Annotated in this window: 11 protein-coding genes; 5 read left to right on the forward strand and 6 right to left on the reverse strand. The window is 56.2% G+C overall.

Annotated elements, in window-relative coordinates; all coding sequences use genetic code 11:
• Positions 1–19: 19 nt before the first annotated feature.
• A complete protein-coding gene (locus NL64_RS27555; RefSeq protein WP_034151220.1) occupies positions 20–628 on the reverse strand; it encodes a glutathione S-transferase family protein in 609 nt (202 codons plus the stop codon).
• A gap of 168 nt (positions 629–796) precedes the next feature.
• Here NL64_RS27555 and NL64_RS27560 point away from each other — a divergent pair, with 168 nt between their 5' ends.
• Positions 797–1,858 carry a glutathione S-transferase family protein gene (locus tag NL64_RS27560; RefSeq protein ID WP_216594589.1) on the forward strand — a complete coding sequence of 354 codons (1,062 nt, stop codon included), beginning with the start codon at positions 797–799 and terminating at the stop codon, positions 1,856–1,858.
• A 65-nt stretch (positions 1,859–1,923) separates the two neighbouring features.
• On the opposite strand, the gene NL64_RS27565 is transcribed toward NL64_RS27560, so the two are convergent.
• The gene (locus tag NL64_RS27565; protein WP_034151222.1) at positions 1,924–2,817 is read right to left on the reverse strand and encodes a tryptophan 2,3-dioxygenase; all 894 of its coding nucleotides are present in this window, start codon (positions 2,815–2,817) and stop codon (positions 1,924–1,926) included.
• A gap of 335 nt (positions 2,818–3,152) precedes the next feature.
• On the opposite strand from NL64_RS27565, the gene NL64_RS27570 reads away from it, so the two are divergent.
• Positions 3,153–4,064: a LysR substrate-binding domain-containing protein gene (locus tag NL64_RS27570; protein ID WP_034151223.1), complete on the forward strand. Its 912-nt coding sequence runs from the start codon at positions 3,153–3,155 to the stop codon at positions 4,062–4,064.
• A gap of 4 nt (positions 4,065–4,068) precedes the next feature.
• Here NL64_RS27570 and NL64_RS27575 read toward each other — a convergent pair whose 3' ends face one another.
• Both NL64_RS27575 and NL64_RS27580 read right to left on the reverse strand, forming a co-directional pair.
• Positions 4,069–5,433, reverse strand: a complete 1,365-nt coding sequence (locus NL64_RS27575; protein WP_034151224.1) for an amidase — start codon at positions 5,431–5,433, stop codon at positions 4,069–4,071.
• Positions 5,430–6,548, reverse strand: a complete 1,119-nt coding sequence (locus NL64_RS27580) for an iron-containing alcohol dehydrogenase (protein ID WP_034151225.1) — start codon at positions 6,546–6,548, stop codon at positions 5,430–5,432. The genes NL64_RS27575 and NL64_RS27580 overlap by 4 nt, the downstream gene beginning before the upstream one ends.
• Positions 6,549–7,255: 707 nt before the next feature.
• On the opposite strand from NL64_RS27580, the gene NL64_RS27585 reads away from it, so the two are divergent.
• On the forward strand, positions 7,256–8,149 hold the full coding sequence (locus tag NL64_RS27585) for a SphA family protein (RefSeq protein WP_052321325.1): 894 nt from the start codon (positions 7,256–7,258) through the stop codon (positions 8,147–8,149).
• A gap of 97 nt (positions 8,150–8,246) precedes the next feature.
• Here NL64_RS27585 and NL64_RS27590 read toward each other — a convergent pair whose 3' ends face one another.
• On the reverse strand, positions 8,247–9,038 hold the full coding sequence (locus NL64_RS27590) for a cysteine hydrolase (protein WP_172668712.1): 792 nt from the start codon (positions 9,036–9,038) through the stop codon (positions 8,247–8,249).
• A 156-nt stretch (positions 9,039–9,194) separates the two neighbouring features.
• Between NL64_RS27590 and NL64_RS27595 the strand changes: the two genes are divergently transcribed.
• Positions 9,195–10,211 carry a GlxA family transcriptional regulator gene (locus tag NL64_RS27595; RefSeq protein ID WP_253277129.1) on the forward strand — a complete coding sequence of 339 codons (1,017 nt, stop codon included), beginning with the start codon at positions 9,195–9,197 and terminating at the stop codon, positions 10,209–10,211.
• Positions 10,212–10,606: 395 nt separating this feature from the next.
• Positions 10,607–16,156, forward strand: coding sequence for a trifunctional serine/threonine-protein kinase/ATP-binding protein/sensor histidine kinase (locus NL64_RS27600; RefSeq protein ID WP_052321326.1), 5,550 nt, complete (start codon positions 10,607–10,609; stop codon positions 16,154–16,156).
• A gap of 251 nt (positions 16,157–16,407) precedes the next feature.
• Here NL64_RS27600 and NL64_RS27605 read toward each other — a convergent pair whose 3' ends face one another.
• Positions 16,408–16,815 carry a hypothetical protein gene (locus NL64_RS27605; RefSeq protein ID WP_034151226.1) on the reverse strand — a complete coding sequence of 136 codons (408 nt, stop codon included), beginning with the start codon at positions 16,813–16,815 and terminating at the stop codon, positions 16,408–16,410.
• Positions 16,816–17,498 lie beyond the last annotated feature (683 nt).

Consider the following 17,498-nt stretch of genomic DNA (forward strand, 5'->3'; position numbering starts at 1 on the left):
TGAAGCGACTGCAGGCGCCTCACTTTTCAACCGGCATGAGATCGATCCATCCTGGCTGGTCTTTGATCCGTGTTATCCATCGTTGAATGGACGGGAATTTGTCCATGTCGAATCCACCCTCGGTTGCCAGCGAGACATAACCAAATACCCCTAGATCGGCCACGGTATAGGCGTCGCCGACAAGCCAGTTGCGCCCGGATAGCCATTGCTCGAGCTTTTCCAGCGCGGGGTAACCGTCGGCGTGAAATTGCTGGATCTGCTGTGCCATGGAATCAGCGACACCCCTCAGGTGGTACACGCGGCACAGGGCAAGCGGCTTTTGCAGATCCGCCTGCTCGAATGACAGCCAGCTGAATATTTCAGCGCGCAGATAGGGATCGTCAGGAAGGTAGCGGCTGTCGTGCGCCAGGTAGAACAGGATGGCAGCGGACTCGACGATGGTCCTGCCGTCGTCAAGTTGCAGTACGGGGACTCGAGCGAAACGGCCGATCTTCTTGAACGCAGGACTTGCTGCTTCACCTTTGGCCAAATCCAGGGTGATGCGTTCGTACGGTATCCCGAGCTGATTAAGCAGTATGCGTACTTTCCACGAGTTCCCCGAGAACCGACTGTCATAGAGTCGCAACATGTTCACTCCAGAGAAACGTGGTCCCAACAGATAACCGGCACTCTCTTCGGGGCCAGCGCCTGAAGTAATCATATCGTCCTTTTAACTTCAGAACCGCGTTTATCAAGTAATAACTTTATAGGCAGAGCTTTTATAAAAAACGTTGCTTAGATCGAAGGAGTATCATTTGTGCGTGTTGATAATACAGATGTAATGGTGAGTAATGAGCAATTGATGAAAATGGCGGCCGCCGCTCGCGCTGCCATTGTCGACCAAGCTCGCATCACCTTGGTGGGTGGTGATCCGGCCCCGCGCTTCGAACTGTTCCATGCTGCGAGCTCGCTGTGCTCGCAAAAGGTGCGGTCGGTTCTTTTTGAGAAGGGGTTATCCTACCGTTCGAATGACATGATCATTCTGTGTGCGATGGGTGTTGACGGGATAATCCCGGCGGAACATTACAGTCCCGCCTATGTCCGTTTACGTTTGATCGCAAGCCGAGAGCTGAACCAGGATTTCGTCACCCGTTACAGTGGGCGGACGTCGGTCGAAACGGAAGGCTTTGATCCCTGTGTTGTGCCGTTGCTCATTGATTATGAGGCCGGTCGGGTGATCGTGGACTCCAAACGAATATGTTGCTATCTCGATACTGTGTCACGTGAGCCGGTTCAGCTGTTGTGCGATGAGGCGCAAGCACGCGCCGAGGTGATGCGCCAAGTGGACATTGTCGACAGAATTCCGAATGGAGCACTGCTCTACGGCTTCCATCCGGATGACGACAGGCGGCCAGATATTCTCAAGTCGGTGATGGAAACAGTTTACGACTGCAAAATCATTGCGCTAGAGGCTTTGGCCGCCTCCAACGCTGGCGAGCCTGCTCTAGTCGCCGCCTATCGCGCCAAGATCGCAAAGGAAAGCGGCGGCAAGATGGTATGCCATGACGCGGAGTTTCAACGGGCCGCTCGCAAGCACGTGGCGAATTTGTTGATGGAGCTCGATCATGCACTGGCCGAGAAATCATTCCCCTGTCCGGACGGTAACTCCTTCTCGCTTGGCGATGTCGTCTGGGGCGTCAACCTTGTTCGCTTGGCGTATCTCGGGCTGGCATCCCTGTGGGATGAGCTTCCCAACGTCGCGCGGTATGTCGATGCGCTTACCAAGCGGCCCTCCCTGTGCAAAGAAGCCATCCTGGCTTCGATCGACTCGCTGCCGCCCTCTAGCTACCTGAATGCACTGGTGGCCCGCCGAGCTTAGGCTGCGGCTCAGCGGGGCACTTTTGATGAACAACATGGGAGCACGTCGACTCCGCTAGCGGGTCGTCAGCTCCCGTGCTTGGCCGTGTGCGGACAAACCAGTGGCGGATCGCCGATGAAGGTGCGTGCCGACCAAAGTTCCGGGAACGGAATTTCATCCAGCGTGGGCACCAGCCATGCGACGCCTTCGGTACCAAAGTAGGCAGGCCGTGCGCCGAAGGTTCGGCGTGTTGCCATCAAGTGGCGATACTTCCAGTTGCTGAACCCCTCGGCGATATCGGCGAGCGACTCGCCGAGCTGTTGGAGTTCGATGTTCGTGTCGGAGCTCGCGTAGATATTACGCCAAACCTGCTCGATTTCTTTGCTGGCGGAGTAGGGCGCGCTCAGATCGCGTTCGAGCACCGCTTTTGGCACATTCATGCCGCGGCGGCTCAAATAGGCCAGCACATCGTCATAGATGCTTGGTTCAGCCAGTGCCTTTTCAAGTTGTGCCCAGCGCTCGGGTTGAGGCATGAAATGTTGCAGATGCACGGCTTGCTTGATCCCAAGCAGATACACCATATGCCGATACGTCCACCCTTGCAGTGCTGTGTCTTTGCCATAAGTGGCAGCGGCACGCGAAAGGATGGCCAGCAAGTCGTTTGGGGTCATCCAGGCGATCGAGCCCCAAGTCGCGTCAATCACTTTTTGATGTTCAACCACGCGCAGCATCGTTCGGTAGGCCTGGGGCAAATCATCGGCGCGTAATTGCCTTTGCGCGGTCTGGAATTCCTTGATGATGAGCATCCAGTAAAGTTCGGATACTTGCACGTGAGCGATCCAGGCATGCTCGCCAGGATGATCGCTGACTGTACGTTGGAGGGAGTGCAGCGCGTCGGTCTGGATCCACGCGCTGTAGGGCGTTTGCCCGGTCGGAGTGATGCTCGGCTCGTGCTTTTCAAGGTTAAAGGTATCGTTCACTTCTATGCTCCTGGTTGTTTTCACGCCCATCAACGACCTCGGGTGAGTGCCACTTGTCAGCAAGCACAGTCGGCACGCGACTTTAATAAAACTCGGCGCAATGGATATTGTTTGGAGATAAAGGAATATTAGATTTGTTCGCAGGGCTTTAGAAGTTGGTGGTCTTGTACGGTAGGTTCCAAAAAAGTGAACGATCTCTCGTACTCACGGAAGTTGCGGTGCATTATCATGTGGCGGCGTACGGCTAAACTTGTGCTTCCAGTGCCTATGCTTAATTTCACGACATTATTGCTCAGGACACACGCCACCATGATTCTATTCAGGCTAGAACCCAGATGCTGGATTTGAAGGACGTTTATTACTTCGTTCAAGTAGTCGACCGTGGTGGCTTCACCGCCGCTGGTAACAGCCTGCGCATACCTAAATCAACGCTCAGTCACCGGATTCAAGAATTGGAGGCTTATCTCGGCGTCCGCCTGATTAACCGCACTTCGCGTCAATTCAGCATGACGGACGTTGGCGCCGAATTTTACCAACACGCCATTGCCATGCTGCATAGCTCGGACGTCGCAGAAGAGGCCGTGCGACAAAGGCTTGCCGAACCCAGCGGCATTATCCGCATCACCACCGCCGTCGAAATCGCCCAGTTCGCGCTGCGTGACCTGCTTCCGGTCTTCCTTGCCCGCTATCCTAAAGTGCAGATTGTCGAAATACTGACTGACAGGCTGGTCGATATTGTCGGTGAAGGCTTTGACCTGGCGATACGGGGGCACATCACGCCGTTGCAGGATTCGTCCTTGATACAGCGCGCGCTTGGGAAGGTCCCGTGGTGCCTGTTTGCCGGTTCGCAATACCTGGAACAGATGGGCGCGCCCGCAAGCCCCGAAGATCTGGCACAGCACGCGACGATTTCGATCGTGCGGGGAGGACCTGCGCAATGGCAGTTGAACGAAACCTCAGGCAAGGAAATCACAGTACCCATTACCCCCAGGTTCCAAAGCAACGACATGACTTCAACCAAGGAGGCAGCCTGTGCAAACCTGGGCATCGCTGCGCTGCCAGGTTATATCTGCAGGGCAGAACTAAAGGCCGGCAAGTTGCGGCGCGTATTGCCTGGCTGGATGGTCGCCGACGCGCGCATGACCGCATTAATGCCCTATAGGACCGGACTTTTGCCTGCAGTACGGGCGCTGATAGATTTCCTCGCCGTCGAGATCCCTAAGGCGACAACCTTCGACGACGAGTAGCCCCTCAAACCTTTGCGCCCGATGCCAGCAGGCGTTCCAGCTTCAGCGCGACCTGTAGTAGACCACGATCATCCCCGGGGCGTGCTACGATCTGCAACCCTGCGCGAAGGTGGCCCTGGTGTAGGGGCAACGGAATCGAGATTGCCGGGAAGCCGGAGAGATTGAACGGCGCAGTGTAGGTCATCAGCGCTTCGCGAACTGTACCCTGCCAAGTGCCAATGCTCATCGTAGATGTATCGACGCGTGGCGCGGTGCATGGGCAGGTCGCCAGTACGAGATAATCGACGTTTGCCATGGCTCGGCTGAGCTTCGCCGTGAATTGCCGTCTCGTTTGCTGCCAGTTCGCGTAGTCGCTCAAGGCAACGTTTCTGGCGCGGTCAAGTCGGTCAACCGTCTCGGCACCGTAATGGCGGGTGATGAAGTCCCAGTCATTGTGCGCGAAGTGGGTAATACCACCTTCGGTCAGAACAATGCCGGCGAATGCCTGGAAAGCCCCGTCGAACAGACCGGCTGTGTCGACCTCGTCACATGAGTAAGTGTGGCCCAGGGTGTCTATGGCATGCTCGAAAGACTTTGCCACGTCAGCACTCAAGGGGACCGGCTCGATGTTGCGAATTACCCCAAAGCGCGGCGAATTGGCAGTTTCGCCGCCCTGGAGCGCAACGCCCAGCGCATCCGCCAGTACAATTATGTCGTCGACGCTGGCGCCAAGCAGACCCGGGTGGTCCAGGCTGGGCGCCAGCGAAAAGATGCCTTGCGTGGAAAATGTCCCAAAGGTCGGTTTGAAGCCGACCACTCCGCACAGAGCGGCCGGAATGCGCACGGAGCCACCGGTATCGGTACCCAGGCCCGCCGCGACGGCTCCGTATGCAATTGCCGCCGCCGCACCGCCACTGGAACCCCCGGGAATACAGCGTGTATCGAGCGGATTAAGCGTGTTGCCAAACTCGTGGCTGGCCGTCGTGACACCCCAGGCGAATTCGTGGGTCGTCGTCTTGCCGATGATTATCGCGCCTTGCTCGACCAGCCTGCGCACGATAGCGGCATCTGCCGACGGTAGATTGCCGATGTAGGCCGCTGAGCCATAACGCGTTTCGATGCCCTGGGTATTGATGAGGTCCTTGACGCCGATCGCCAAGCCCTCGAGCGGTCGGGCGCAACCCATGGTGTACTTGCGATCGCTTTCTGCCGCGGCCGCCAGTGCCTTGTCCCGCGCAATGGTAGCGAATGCGTTAACCGCACGCTGGCTCGCATAGGCGACGCTCAATGCGTGGAGTGTCAGGGTAAAAGCACTTGTGCGCCCGCCCGCCAACGCATCACGGGCTTCGCGCAATCCCGGCGCCCGGTTGTCCGAAGAGAGGCCGCTCACCAGAGACTCTCCAGCAGCATATCGAGCTTGGCTGATGCATTGCTGCCCAGATCATCGACCTCTTTCGGGTAATTCGATTTGAGCAAATCGGCGACTTTCGCCAGTTGCGACTTGTCCACATCGAAGCTACTGATCCGGTTTGGCAGGCCAAGGGTGGTCACCAGATTGGCAATCCTGTTGGCGAGTTGCTCTGCGGCGGATTCGTTGCCTTGCGGCTCGGACAATGCATCGAATTTCGCACCGTAATACTCGGCGCACGCACGAATGACGGGTGCCAGCGTGATGCACGAGGTGGCACTGTGAGGCAGCCCGAAGGTGCCACCGAGAATATGACCGATCCGGTGACTGAGCCCGTAAATGACCGATGCTGGGGAGAAATAACACTGCCAGGCGGCAAGCTGAAGCTGCATCAGGTCGTCGATTGTGACCAGTCCGTTGGTAATGGCGCGGCGCGTATCGATCTCTTTGGGCCATTTCTCGAGCACGGTAAAGAAACGCTCTAATCCGCTTGCCGCCATGATCGTGTGTGGATGATCCGTACCGACCAGGCGCATCCCTTCTACCGCATGGTCCATGCCTTTGATGGCCGAGGAAAGCAACAGAGGACGTGGCGTATCAAGCAAGAGAATGGGGTCGATCACCACCACCTTGGGCACCGTTTCGCGGATCGCATAGCTGCGTTTGAATTTCTCTGGGCCGTCAGTCTCGGTGATACCGAAATAATGCGAAAATTCAGAACCGGACAGTGTCGTCGGCAGGGCCGCAATCGGAAGATAACGGCCCGTCTGCTGGAAGTGCAAATACGACACCGCCTTGGCCGCGTCGAGCACCGAGCCACCGCCAAGCGCGATGATCGAACTGGCTTTCAGACGAATGCAGGCAGCTAATCCCTCCTGGACCGCGACATCGGGCACATGCGCAGGCAGATCGGTAAAGATGCCCACCCCTTGCTTGATATGCGGTTGCAGGTAAGTCCTGCTCAAGCGCTCCAGGGCCTCTACCGTGAATGTGATCGGACGGTAAATACCGTAGTCGCCAAGACGGGTAACGGTATCTGCGACGATGTTTACGCCCCAAATGACTGAATCCTGCGGCAGGCAATTCAATTGATTCATTTTTATCAACCTAGACGGGTGTTGAATAGAGATTGGCGGCAATGCACTGCCTCCAGTGTGAGAGTCTTGGACGTGTTTGTACTGAAAGCATGAGTGCATCGGTGATGCAGTCACAAGCCGGTTAATGTGGAAGTAGCGTCCAGAGTTTTGGACAATTGGAAAGCGGGCGCTACCCAAATGAGTCACTGACAAAACTGTCAGCTGTTAATTCTGTAAGGCGCTAAATTAATCATCAAGAGCAGCTCTTGATTACAGTTTTGCAGGCGCACTTGTGTAGAGACATCCATGTTATTAATTGACAATTGGAGTTTGTACGCACAGTTTCATATTTGCGAACGATAAGGTGCCGCTGGCTCCCGGTGGCTTGGTAGAGCCTGCCTCTGTCGCCTCGGTAATCTATCCGATCGATGCATCGCAAAGCCCTGTAAAATATGGCCTGGCGCCGAAGCGAACACTCTACATCCAAGGGCAAAGAGTCTTCGGTCGGCAGCTACAAACAAATGTTGTTGCCTTGTCTGCCATCGCGCCAGAGTCGGTAAAAGTCATTTTTTGCACGTGACATTTGCATAAAGCAGCTTTATAAAACTGCCGAGGTTCCAGCATGCCTCGCTATCGATACTTGTTAAAGAAACTGACTCTGGCGCGCTGTGATGTTGTCGTTCGCTTTGCCTGCGTGTTCGCCGAATAATAATAAAAAGGTTTTGATTATGAAACAATGCTTGTTGTTTAAGTTAGCGGGTTTCACTGTTATCGCATTGATTGGCGGGTTGACCCATGCCAGTGAAAGGGGTGGTTCGTCTTATCCAATGGGTGCCGAAAATTACATGGCCGGCGCGATGCCGCCTCCGGGTGTTTATGGGCAGCTTTTCGTCACCCATTATGAAGCGGATACGTTTCGTGGCAATCATGGCCAGAAGTTGCCAGTGAACTTTGACATACGAGTGGACTGCGTCGCCCCTCGGTTGATTTGGGTAACAGACCAGCAAATTCTCGGCGGCAACCTGGCCTTTCATATCATCGTGCCGTTGGTGGATTTGACGGTCAGCCTCAATGGTCAATCACAGAGCAACAGCGGTTTAGGCGACATCATCTTTGCCCCGGCATTGGGCTACCACTTCAGCGAGAAGCTGCATGTCACCTTCGCCGTCGATACGATCGCGCCCACGGGCAAATACGATCGCAATGACCTTGCCAACACCGGCCGTAATTACTGGGTGTTCGAGCCCGTCATTGCGCTGTCTTATGTAGACCCCCAGGGCCTGAATGTCGATGTCAAAACCATGTACGACTTCAACCGCAAAAACGACGCCACCGATTATCTCTCCGGCCAGGAACTGCACATGGATTACGCGGTGGGGTGGGGGCTGGGTAACGGCTGGGTGATAGGCGTCGGCGGTTATGCGCTATGGCAGACCACCGACGACCGGCATAACGGCCAAACGCTGGAGGATAACAAAGGCCGCAGTTTGGCCATTGGTCCTTCGATCAAGTACACCAGTAACAAAGGGTGGTTCTTGACGGCAAAATGGCAAGATGAAACTCAGGTACGTAACCGTCCTGACGGTAACGCTTATTGGCTTAAGTTGAGCATACCTTTTTAAAAAAATAGATGAGCCACTGCGTGACACCGTGTCAGTCGGCATGCACAGAAGCCACAACGGCTCCCGTGAATGGCTGAGAAATGGGTCCTACCCACGGTCAGTGCCCTTCCAGTTTTTTCACTACCTCATCGGTAGTCATCACACCGTTGGCGATGTAGCGGAAGTTGATCAGGGCGCTACCGTATCCGTCACCATCAGGAAGCTTCGGTCCGGCGACAGCGTCACGTACGACGACCACCTCGAATCCACGCTCCAGAAACTCGCGAAGGTGCGATTCGACGCAAAGGTTGGAGGCCATACCGGCAAGGATGATCTTGTCGACCCGCTGCTTACGCAGCTGCAGCATCAGGTCGTTGCTTTGGGGGCCATACAATTTGTGCGGTGATGCGACGATGGTCTTGCCGTCTTCAATGAAGGGCTTGAACTCCTGCATGAAGTCGGCACCCGAGTTACGGAAACCATCCAGCGTCAAGGCACCCTTGCGATCGAACAGACCAAGCTTGTGCTGAACGGTCTCCGCCGGCCCCTCAAATTCCCATTTATGATCGTGGGGATAGTAGTAGTGCGGCGAGATGGCTACGGCCGTCCCGGCCTTCTTGGATGCCGCGAAAAGGCGGCTCAGATTCGGCACTAGATTTTGCTCGGTAACGCTCTGACCGAAGACCGACCAGCCCGCACCCTCCGGGCTCATGAAGTCGATCTGCGGGTCGATCACGACCAGAGCAGTTCGACTTGAATCCCATTGGAAGCTGGAGGCCGGAAGCGAGGGCTTGACCGGATCGGCGTAAGGGTTCTCGGCGGCGAAGCCGATACCGGGCGCCATCAGGATGGCCGTCAGTAACGTGGCGTAGGAGATCATTCTCCTGGGATGAATACTGTTGAAGGTCATTTACACGTCCTCAATGTGGGTGGTGCATTTACGGTACAGAGAGAAGACGGTACGAAATGGACATTTATCCTTGTATTTCGGCCGACAGGCATAGCTACTTGTATGTGGCAGGCGTGCTCGGTACCCCGTTGACCTTCCAAACAGGAAGGGCGTCTAATGACTCCCAGCCAGACTCCGGGCATTCCGTTCATGCAGCGTCACATATGTTTCTTGGTCTACTCGGGCTTCGTATTGCTAGATCTTAGCGGCCCGCTCGAAGCCTTCTCCAACGCAAATCGTGCGCGCCCTTCGAGCTATCGATTCACGGTCGCTTCGCTAGAGGGCGGATTGATCTACGCCTCAAGCGGATTACAAGTCGCGACCGAAACATTGCAGGTTGTCGACCGCCTCGACACGCTCATCATCGTCGGCGCGCCAACCGCGCCGATCGATGACAGGATGATGCCGATGGCGGCTGCGATACGGCACATGTCCCCGCGTTCTCGCCGCACTGCCAGCGTCTGTACTGGCGCCTTCCTACTCGCCGAAAGCGGACTGCTCGACGGTCGTGTCGCGACCACGCATTGGAACTACGCGCCGCAATTGCAAGCACGCTATCCGTCGCTGCGCGTGGACGGAGATCGAATCTGGACCGAAGAAGGGAATGTCTGGACATCCGCCGGTATGTCGGCTGGCATTGACATGGCACTGGCCATGATCGAGCAGGACCTGGGCAAGGAGGTGGCGCGGTCCGTCGCGCGCATGCTGGTTGTCTACTATCGGCGAGCAGGTGGCCAATATCAGTTCTCTTCGCTGCTGGATTTCGACCCTGGTTCAGATCGCATCCGCAAAGTGCTGAGCTATGCGCGTGATCATCTGCGTGACGATCTGTCGGTTGAACGCTTGGCAGACGTCGCACATATGAGCGTACGCCAGTTCGGCCGTGTGTTCGCGGCGTCTATCGGGGTGACGCCGGCCAAAGCTATCGAACGCCTTCGTATCGAGTCATCCCGGCCGCTGGTTGAGGACGGGCACCAAACTTTCGAGGAGATCGCCAAGGGCTTCGGATTCGGCGATGCCGATCACATGCTTCGCTGCTTCGTGAGAGTCGTTGGGCGGACGCCACAAGAACTGCGCCGCAGCGCCCGCCAGACCAAAGGAGATGGCCGGTCTGGGAGAAAGGTGGATCTATAGTATCTAGACTGCACGCGAACCTATTACCCCGGCAGCCGGCGAAATGTCCAAAACCAGACTCAATCACTTCACGCAAAACACCTTGAGGGGAGGGTGCCACCATCGATCCAGACTGACTACACGCGTCTCTGCCTTTGCTGACGGGCGCGTACGTTGGCTAAGGCCGATGCGAGCCACCCGACGGCAACCTGATCCACAGGTGCTATTGGTCGCAGAGGTGTACTATAGAGTGCTGTCTACTGCTGCAACCTCGATGCTGCGGAAACGCCGTGGTTTGATTGGTTGAGCGCAGCCTGTCCGGTTTTGGCAGACAAATCAGCCGTCCTCTCAGCGCTGCGCCGGGCAGCAGACTACAGTAGTGTGCAAGATTGACACTTCACTAGGTTTCAGCGCCAATGGTTAACAACCTAAGCCTTCAAATCTTGTGGGAAGATGGCGAGCGCGTCTTCTGTCGAGGCCGGTACCCGGGCAATGGCGGCGCCGACAGCGTTCTGATTGTACGGCCCGCCGCCGACTACCCAACGTCCGCCAGCCTCGATCGTCTCGCTCACGAATTCAGACTCAAGGATGAGCTCGATAGCGCGTGGGCGGTGCGGCCACTAGAGCTTCTGTGCGAAGACGGCCAGACTATATTAGTGCTCGAGGATCCGGGCGGTGAACCGCTCGAGCGGATGCTCGCCGCGCCCATGGAAGTGGAGAGGGTCTTGCGTTTCGCAGTAGGCATCGCAGCGGCGCTGGGCCAACTCCATCAGTGCGGCCTCGTCCATAAGGATCTCAAGCCTGCCCATATCCTTGTGAACTGCAGGGACGGACGGCCTCGGATCACCGGCTTCGGCATTGCCTCGCGGCTGCCGCGCGAGCACCAAGCGCCTGAATCGCCCGAAACCATTGCCGGCACGCTCGCCTACATGGCACCCGAACAAACCGGTCGAATGAATCGTTCCATCGATTCGCGTAGCGATCTCTATTCATTCGGCGTCGTGATCTACCAAATGCTTACCGGCGCGCTACCTTTTTCGGCGGTCGACCCGATGGAATGGGTGCATTGCCATATCGCGCGAAAACCGGTGCCGCCCAGCGAGCGGTTGACGCTGGTACCCGTTCCGCTCTCCCATATAGTCATGAAGCTACTCGCCAAGACGGCCGAGGAACGCTACCAGACTGCGGCCGGCGCTGAGCAGGATCTGCAACGCTGCCTCGCAAGCTGGGAGCGTGATCGCCAGATCGACGAGTTCCCGCTTGGTGAACACGACATACCCGACCGGCTTGTGATCCCCGAGAAACTGTACGGCCGGGAGCGCGAAGTCGAAATATTGATCACAACCTTTGACCGTGTGGTGACAAGCGGCTCACCGGAACTCGTGCTTGTCTCGGGATATTCCGGCATTGGAAAAACCTCCGTCGTCAATGAGCTGCATAAGGTGCTGGTGCCGCCAAGGGGGCTTTTTGCATCCGGCAAGTTCGACCAGTACAAGCGTGACATTCCCTATTCGACTCTGGTGCAGGCTTTCCAGAGCTTGGTGCGGCCGCTGCTCGGCAAACGGGATGACGAACTGGCAAGCTGGCGCGGTGCGTTACTCAAGGCCTTGGAGCCGAATGCCCGGCTCATGACTGACCTAATTCCCGAACTGAAGCTCATCACGGGTGACCAGCCGCCGGTGCCAGAACTTGAGCCGCAGCAGGCGCAAAGTCGCTTTCAGCTTGTGTTTCGCCGGTTCATTGGCGTTTTCGCCCGACCGGAACATCCGCTGGCGCTCTTCCTCGATGATCTTCAATGGCTCGACACGGCAACACTCGACTTGCTGGAGGATCTGCTGACACGGTCAGACCTGCAGTACCTGATGGTGATCGGTGCGTATCGAGACAATGAGGTCGATTCCGCTCATCCGTTGATGCGCAAGCTGCAAGTCATCAAGGACGCTGGCGGGAAGGTAGGGGAGATCGCGCTTGCACGGCTTGCCCGCGAACACCTTGAGCAGCTGATTGCGGATTCGGTCTGCTGCGAACCGGCTCGCGTCGAGTCGCTCGCGCAGTTGGTGCATGAGAAGACCGCCGGCAACCCGTTCTTCGTGATTCAGTTTCTCTATTCGCTCGCCGAGGAGGACATGTTCCACTTCGATCATGACGCTGCTTGCTGGGCCTGGGATCTTGATCGCATTCGCGCCAAGGGTTACACCGACAATGTCGTGGATCTGATGGTGAGCAAACTGAACCGCTTACCCATTGAAACACTGCAGGCATTGCAGCAGCTCGCCTGCCTTGGCAACATCGCCGAGATCACGATATTGTCGACCGTTCTCGCCACCTCGGAAAGGCAGGTACATGCGGTGCTTTGGGAGGCTGTTCGTCAGGAACTGGTCGAGCGCTTAGAGGGCTCTTACAAGTTTATTCATGACCGTATACAGGAAGCCGCCTATTCAATGATCCCGATAGCAATACGCGCTGAGGTCCATCTCCGGATCGGTCGTCTGCTCGTATCGCGAACTCCCGCCGAGAAGCAGGAGGAGTCGATATTCGAAATCGTCAATCAGCTCAATCGCGGCGCGGCGCTGATCATGCAGCAAGAGGAGCGGGACCAACTCGCTGAGCTCAACCTGATTGCGGGAAAGTGTGCCAAGGGGTCCACCGCCTATGCCTCGGCACTTACCTATCTCAATTTAGGCATGGAGCTGTTGGCGCAGGATAGCTGGGACCGCCAGCACGACATGCTCTTCGCGCTGGAGCTGAATCGGGCGGAATGCGAATTTTTGACTGGCAAGTTATCAGTCGCAGAAGAGCGATTGGTGACACTGTCAAGTCGCGCCAAGACATCGGTCGAACAAGCAATCATCGCGTGCTTGCACATGGATGTTTGCCTGGTCCTCGATCAGAGTAGTCGCGCCATTAGTGTCGGCCTCAATTGCCTCCGACATTTCGGTATTGAGTGGTCACCCCATCCGGAAGACAAAGAGGTACGACTCGAATACGAGCGCATCTCGTTTGCGCTTGGAAATCGGGCAATCGAAGCGCTCATTGATTTGCCGCTGATGGAGGATCCGGCGTCGCTGGTAACCGTCGATGTTCTGATGAAGCTCTGGACGCCGGCGTTGTATACCGATGAGAACCTGGCTTCCCTGACGATCTGCAAGGCGGTCAGTCTGAGCCTTGAGCGCGGCAACTGTGATGCGTCCTGTTTCGCCTATGCCATCCTCATCAGAATCGCAGGGCCGCATTTCGGAGACTACAAGGCCGGATTCCGATTCGGTCAACTCGGCTACGATCTTGTCGAACAGCGCGGGCTAAAACGCTTCGAAGCGAGAACGTTTGTGTGCTTCGCGCTTTTTGTCGTACCTTGGATGAAACACGTGAGGGCTTGCCGTGATCTACAGCGTCGGGCTTTCGACGCGGCGAACCGCGTCGGTGATCTGCAGTATGCAACCTACACGCGCAACGACCTGAACTCGAACCTTATTTTCTCCGGCGAGTCACTGTCCGAGGCGCTAAGCGAAGCTGAACAAGGCCTCGCGTTCGCAGTGAAGTCGCGGTTCGGCCTTGCCGTTGACATCATATCGACGCAAGTCGCGTTGATGCGGACGCTTCGGGGGCTCACGCCCACATTCGGATGCCTTGACGACAGCCAGTTTGATGAACGTCGGATCGAGCGCCGTTTTTCAGAAAATCCGGACCTCGCGATTGCTGCGTGCTGGTACTGGATCCGGAAGTTGCAGGCGCGCTGTATCGCCGGTGACCATGCGGCGGCCATGGATGCTGCAGCCAAGGCGCAAGGGCTGCTATGGACCACGGCCTCGTTTTTCGAGGAAGCCGAATATCATTTCTACAGCGCGCTTTCCCACGCCGCCTGTTGCGATTCCGTATCAGGCCACGAACGACAACGGCACCTGGTTGCTCTGGCTGCGCATCACAGCCAACAGAAGGTCTGGGCTGAGCATTGCCCTGAGAATTTCGAGCACCGCGCGGCGCTGGTGGGCGCAGAGATTGCCCGGATCGAAGGGCGTGAACTTGATGCGATGCATCTTTACCAACTGGCCATCCGCTCGGCACGTGCAAACGGCTTTGTGCACATTGAGGCGCTTGCCAACGAACTCGCTGCGCGATTCTACGCGGTGCGCGAATTCGAGGTTATCGCTGAGGCATATTTGCAAAACGCTCGGCACTGTTACCTGCGTTGGCGAGCCGATGGGAAGGTGCGGCAACTGGAGCAGATGTATCCGCACCTTAGAACGGAAGAGTTCGTGCCTGGTCCAACGAGCACAATTGCGACGCCGGTCGAACACCTGGATCTCGCCACTGTGATCAAGGTGTCGCAGGCGGTCTCGGGGGACATCGTCCTCGAAAAGCTGATTGAGATGGTCATGCGTACGGCGATTGAACAGGCAGGCGCAGAACGAGGCCTGTTGATACTTCCGAATGGTGGCGAACACCGGATAAACGCCGAGGCGACGACAAGCAGCGAAACGGTTGTCGTGCATCTACACGACGAACAAGTGACTGCTGCACTGCTGCCGGAGTCTGTCCTCTATTACGTCCTGCATACTCGGGAGAGCGTCATCCTCGATGATGCCGCGGCCGATCCCTCGTTTGCTGCAGATCCTTACATTGCTCAACATTGTGCTCGTTCCATTCTCTGCTTGCCTTTGATGAATCAGGCGAAGCTCACTGGCGCGCTTTACCTCGAAAACAATCTCACTAGCCACGCGTTCACCCCCGCCCGCATCGCCGTACTGAGACTGGTGACCTCGCAGGCCTCGATTGCCCTGGAGAATGCCCATCTGTACCACGAGCTGGTGGAACGCGAAGCGAACATCCGGCGCCTCGTCGATGCCAACATCATTGGGATTTTTATCTGGAATTTCGAGGGTGACATTCTTGAGGCCAATGACTCCTTTCTTCGCATGGTGGAATACACACGTGACGATTTCGACGCAGGTTGCGTAAGCTGGAGGAATTTGACTCCACCGGAATGGCGCGAGGGCGACGAACGAGCGCTACGAGAGATCGAGGAGACGGGGCGCGCGGAGCCCTTCGAGAAAGTGTTTGTCAAAAAGGATGGCAGCCAGGTGCCTGTCCTGGTCGGTGCAGCGACGTTCGAAGCACGCAGAAAAGAAGGTGTTGCTTTCGTGCTTGATCTGACCGAACGCAAGCAAGCGGAGAAAAACGTCCGGGAAAGCGAGCGACGCTATCGCGAGGTGCAGACAGAGTTAGCCCATGCGAACCGTGTCGCCACGATGGGCCAGCTCGCGGCCTCGATTGCACACGAAGTCAAGCAACCCATCGCCGCGACGGTGACCAACGCCCAGGCTGCGCTGCGGTGGCTGAGCGCCCAGCCGCCGGACGTGGAAGAGGTTCGCCAGTCGCTCAGCCGTATCGTCAACGATGGCAATCGAGCGGCCGAGGTGATCGAACGCATTCGTGAACTGGTCAAGAAAGCGCCACCAGTGAAGGAACCGTTGGACATCAACAAGGCCATCCGCGAAGTGATTGAGCTCACCCGTAGCGAAACAGGGAAGCAGGGCGTCTCGGTACGAGTCGATCTGGCGGATGGTTTACCGCTCATTCAAGGCGATCGGGTCCAATTGCTACAAGTCCTCCTGAACTTGCTCATCAACGCGACGGAGGCTATGGGCGGTGTCAGCGACGGTGTGCGGGAGTTGCTGATCAGTACGGGGAATGCGGACGCTGGCTGCGTACTCGTGGCGGTGAGCGATTCGGGGCCAGGCTTTGCCCCACACAACACCGAGCAAATTTTCGGCCCCTTCTACACGACCAAGTCCACTGGCTTGGGGATGGGGCTGTCCATCTGCCGTTCGATCATCGAAGCACACGGAGGTCGATTGTGGGCAAGCGAGAACGTGCCTCGTGGCGCGATATTTCAATTCACGGTGCCCGCCCTTTTTAGCGGTTTCATCGTGACCCGGGTTGGCCGTAGGAACGCGGACCACTTTTAAATTCACCGGTGAGACGCCATATTCGACTACCACACCCGGCAAGGGGAAGTGTTAGCCAGAGGCTAGGGTGTCGCAGGCGACCGCGAATCTGAGGGAAACCCGAGGTAAAATGCTGGCATGACTAAGCGGATAGTGGCGAATAACGGTGCCACCAAAGTCCAATAGGTTTATGCAACCAGTAGGCGTCAGAGTCTCGTCGAATGTCGAAAATCAGAAATCCTTCATCAGGAGAGCTGTGCCCCAAGTCACAGTTACAGACAGATAGACCATGTCCGAAAACTGCAGGCGACGTTAAAAACCGATACACCGAAGTTTATTCTGGGATCAATTTGCCTGCTGTCCCCACCGTCAGGTGTGGGGTAGATTTTACCGGCTTGGAAGGTTTTGGACGCGTTACCGTATTGATATTTTGACTGTGGCTCGATCACTTGCACACCCAAGTTGGTGCGCGAGTCAATTAGCCGCATGCCCACAGAATTGTCAGCCGCCGCAGAACTATCCTGAAAAAGTGCGAAGGAAGTACCTGCCATCCCCGCCGCCTTTACGCCGCCACCGCTCAAAGCGATGCCGTCTACTGGCATTACCGTGCCCACGTGCAGAATTGTTACGATAATCGCAGCTGTGCAGGAATACCTGCCAATACAAAATTGCTTCGTCATTTCCGTCTCCGATTATTTTTGTATGGAAACTAGCCGGGCTCGTTTAGCCAGCGATTTCTTATTAAGTTGCAGCACCAGCAACTGACTCGCTAGCCGCAAAGTATTCAAAGTGGGCCTGACCGTCGGACCACTCGAGGTGCTTGGCTGAGTCGATTACAAGGTCCATGAAGCCTTTTGGACCGAAAAGTCCAATCAAGATACTGAAAAATGGTTTGCGAAAATCATGTCAGACTAGCGAACGCGATACTCCAGCGATCAATTATTTTCTAAGAACTCACCAGCGTACCCTTGCGTAAAGCTAACGCGGTAAAAAATCTCCGTTTTCCTGCGCCGATAATGACAGCCGACAGTTTTTATTCCAATTTAGGAAAACGCTTCATTTTTGGGGGCAGCACAACATTAAATTCTACGTATGCATACCGTCCAATACCTTATTTAATAATTTATTTACTATATAGGTATCCCTTGTGCAGTACTGATCAGAGACATTCGATCAGAAACGCCAAACACCTCGTGATACTGTAGGTGGAGCAGATAGGGGGCATCACGTCTTTGGACGCTGCTCGATTGAAAGGCGAAGTTAACAACTGACATGGAACTGAGTGTGGACGAGGGAAAAGTCTGCGCTATCGGAGTTCGATGACCTCTTCTCAGGCAAGCCTGCTTGTATGTTTAGACTTGAA

Origin of the sequence: Pseudomonas fluorescens (assembly GCF_000802965.1) — a bacterium.
Classification (GTDB): domain Bacteria; phylum Pseudomonadota; class Gammaproteobacteria; order Pseudomonadales; family Pseudomonadaceae; genus Aquipseudomonas; species Aquipseudomonas fluorescens_A.

What these genes read in the sequence shown, in the direction of transcription:
- NL64_RS27585 (WP_052321325.1), top strand. Translation starts at nt 7,256, where the DNA reads ATGAAACAATGCTTGTTGTTTAAGTTAGCGGGTTTCACTGTTATCGCA.
- NL64_RS27600 (WP_052321326.1), top strand. Translation starts at nt 10,607, where the DNA reads ATGGTTAACAACCTAAGCCTTCAAATCTTGTGGGAAGATGGCGAGCGC.
- NL64_RS27555 (WP_034151220.1), bottom strand. Translation starts at nt 628, where the DNA reads ATGTTGCGACTCTATGACAGTCGGTTCTCGGGGAACTCGTGGAAAGTA.
- NL64_RS27590 (WP_172668712.1), bottom strand. Translation starts at nt 9,038, where the DNA reads ATGACCTTCAACAGTATTCATCCCAGGAGAATGATCTCCTACGCCACG.
- NL64_RS27605 (WP_034151226.1), bottom strand. Translation starts at nt 16,815, where the DNA reads ATGACGAAGCAATTTTGTATTGGCAGGTATTCCTGCACAGCTGCGATT.
- NL64_RS27570 (WP_034151223.1), top strand. Translation starts at nt 3,153, where the DNA reads ATGCTGGATTTGAAGGACGTTTATTACTTCGTTCAAGTAGTCGACCGT.
- NL64_RS27595 (WP_253277129.1), top strand. Translation starts at nt 9,195, where the DNA reads ATGACTCCCAGCCAGACTCCGGGCATTCCGTTCATGCAGCGTCACATA.
- NL64_RS27580 (WP_034151225.1), bottom strand. Translation starts at nt 6,548, where the DNA reads ATGAATCAATTGAATTGCCTGCCGCAGGATTCAGTCATTTGGGGCGTA.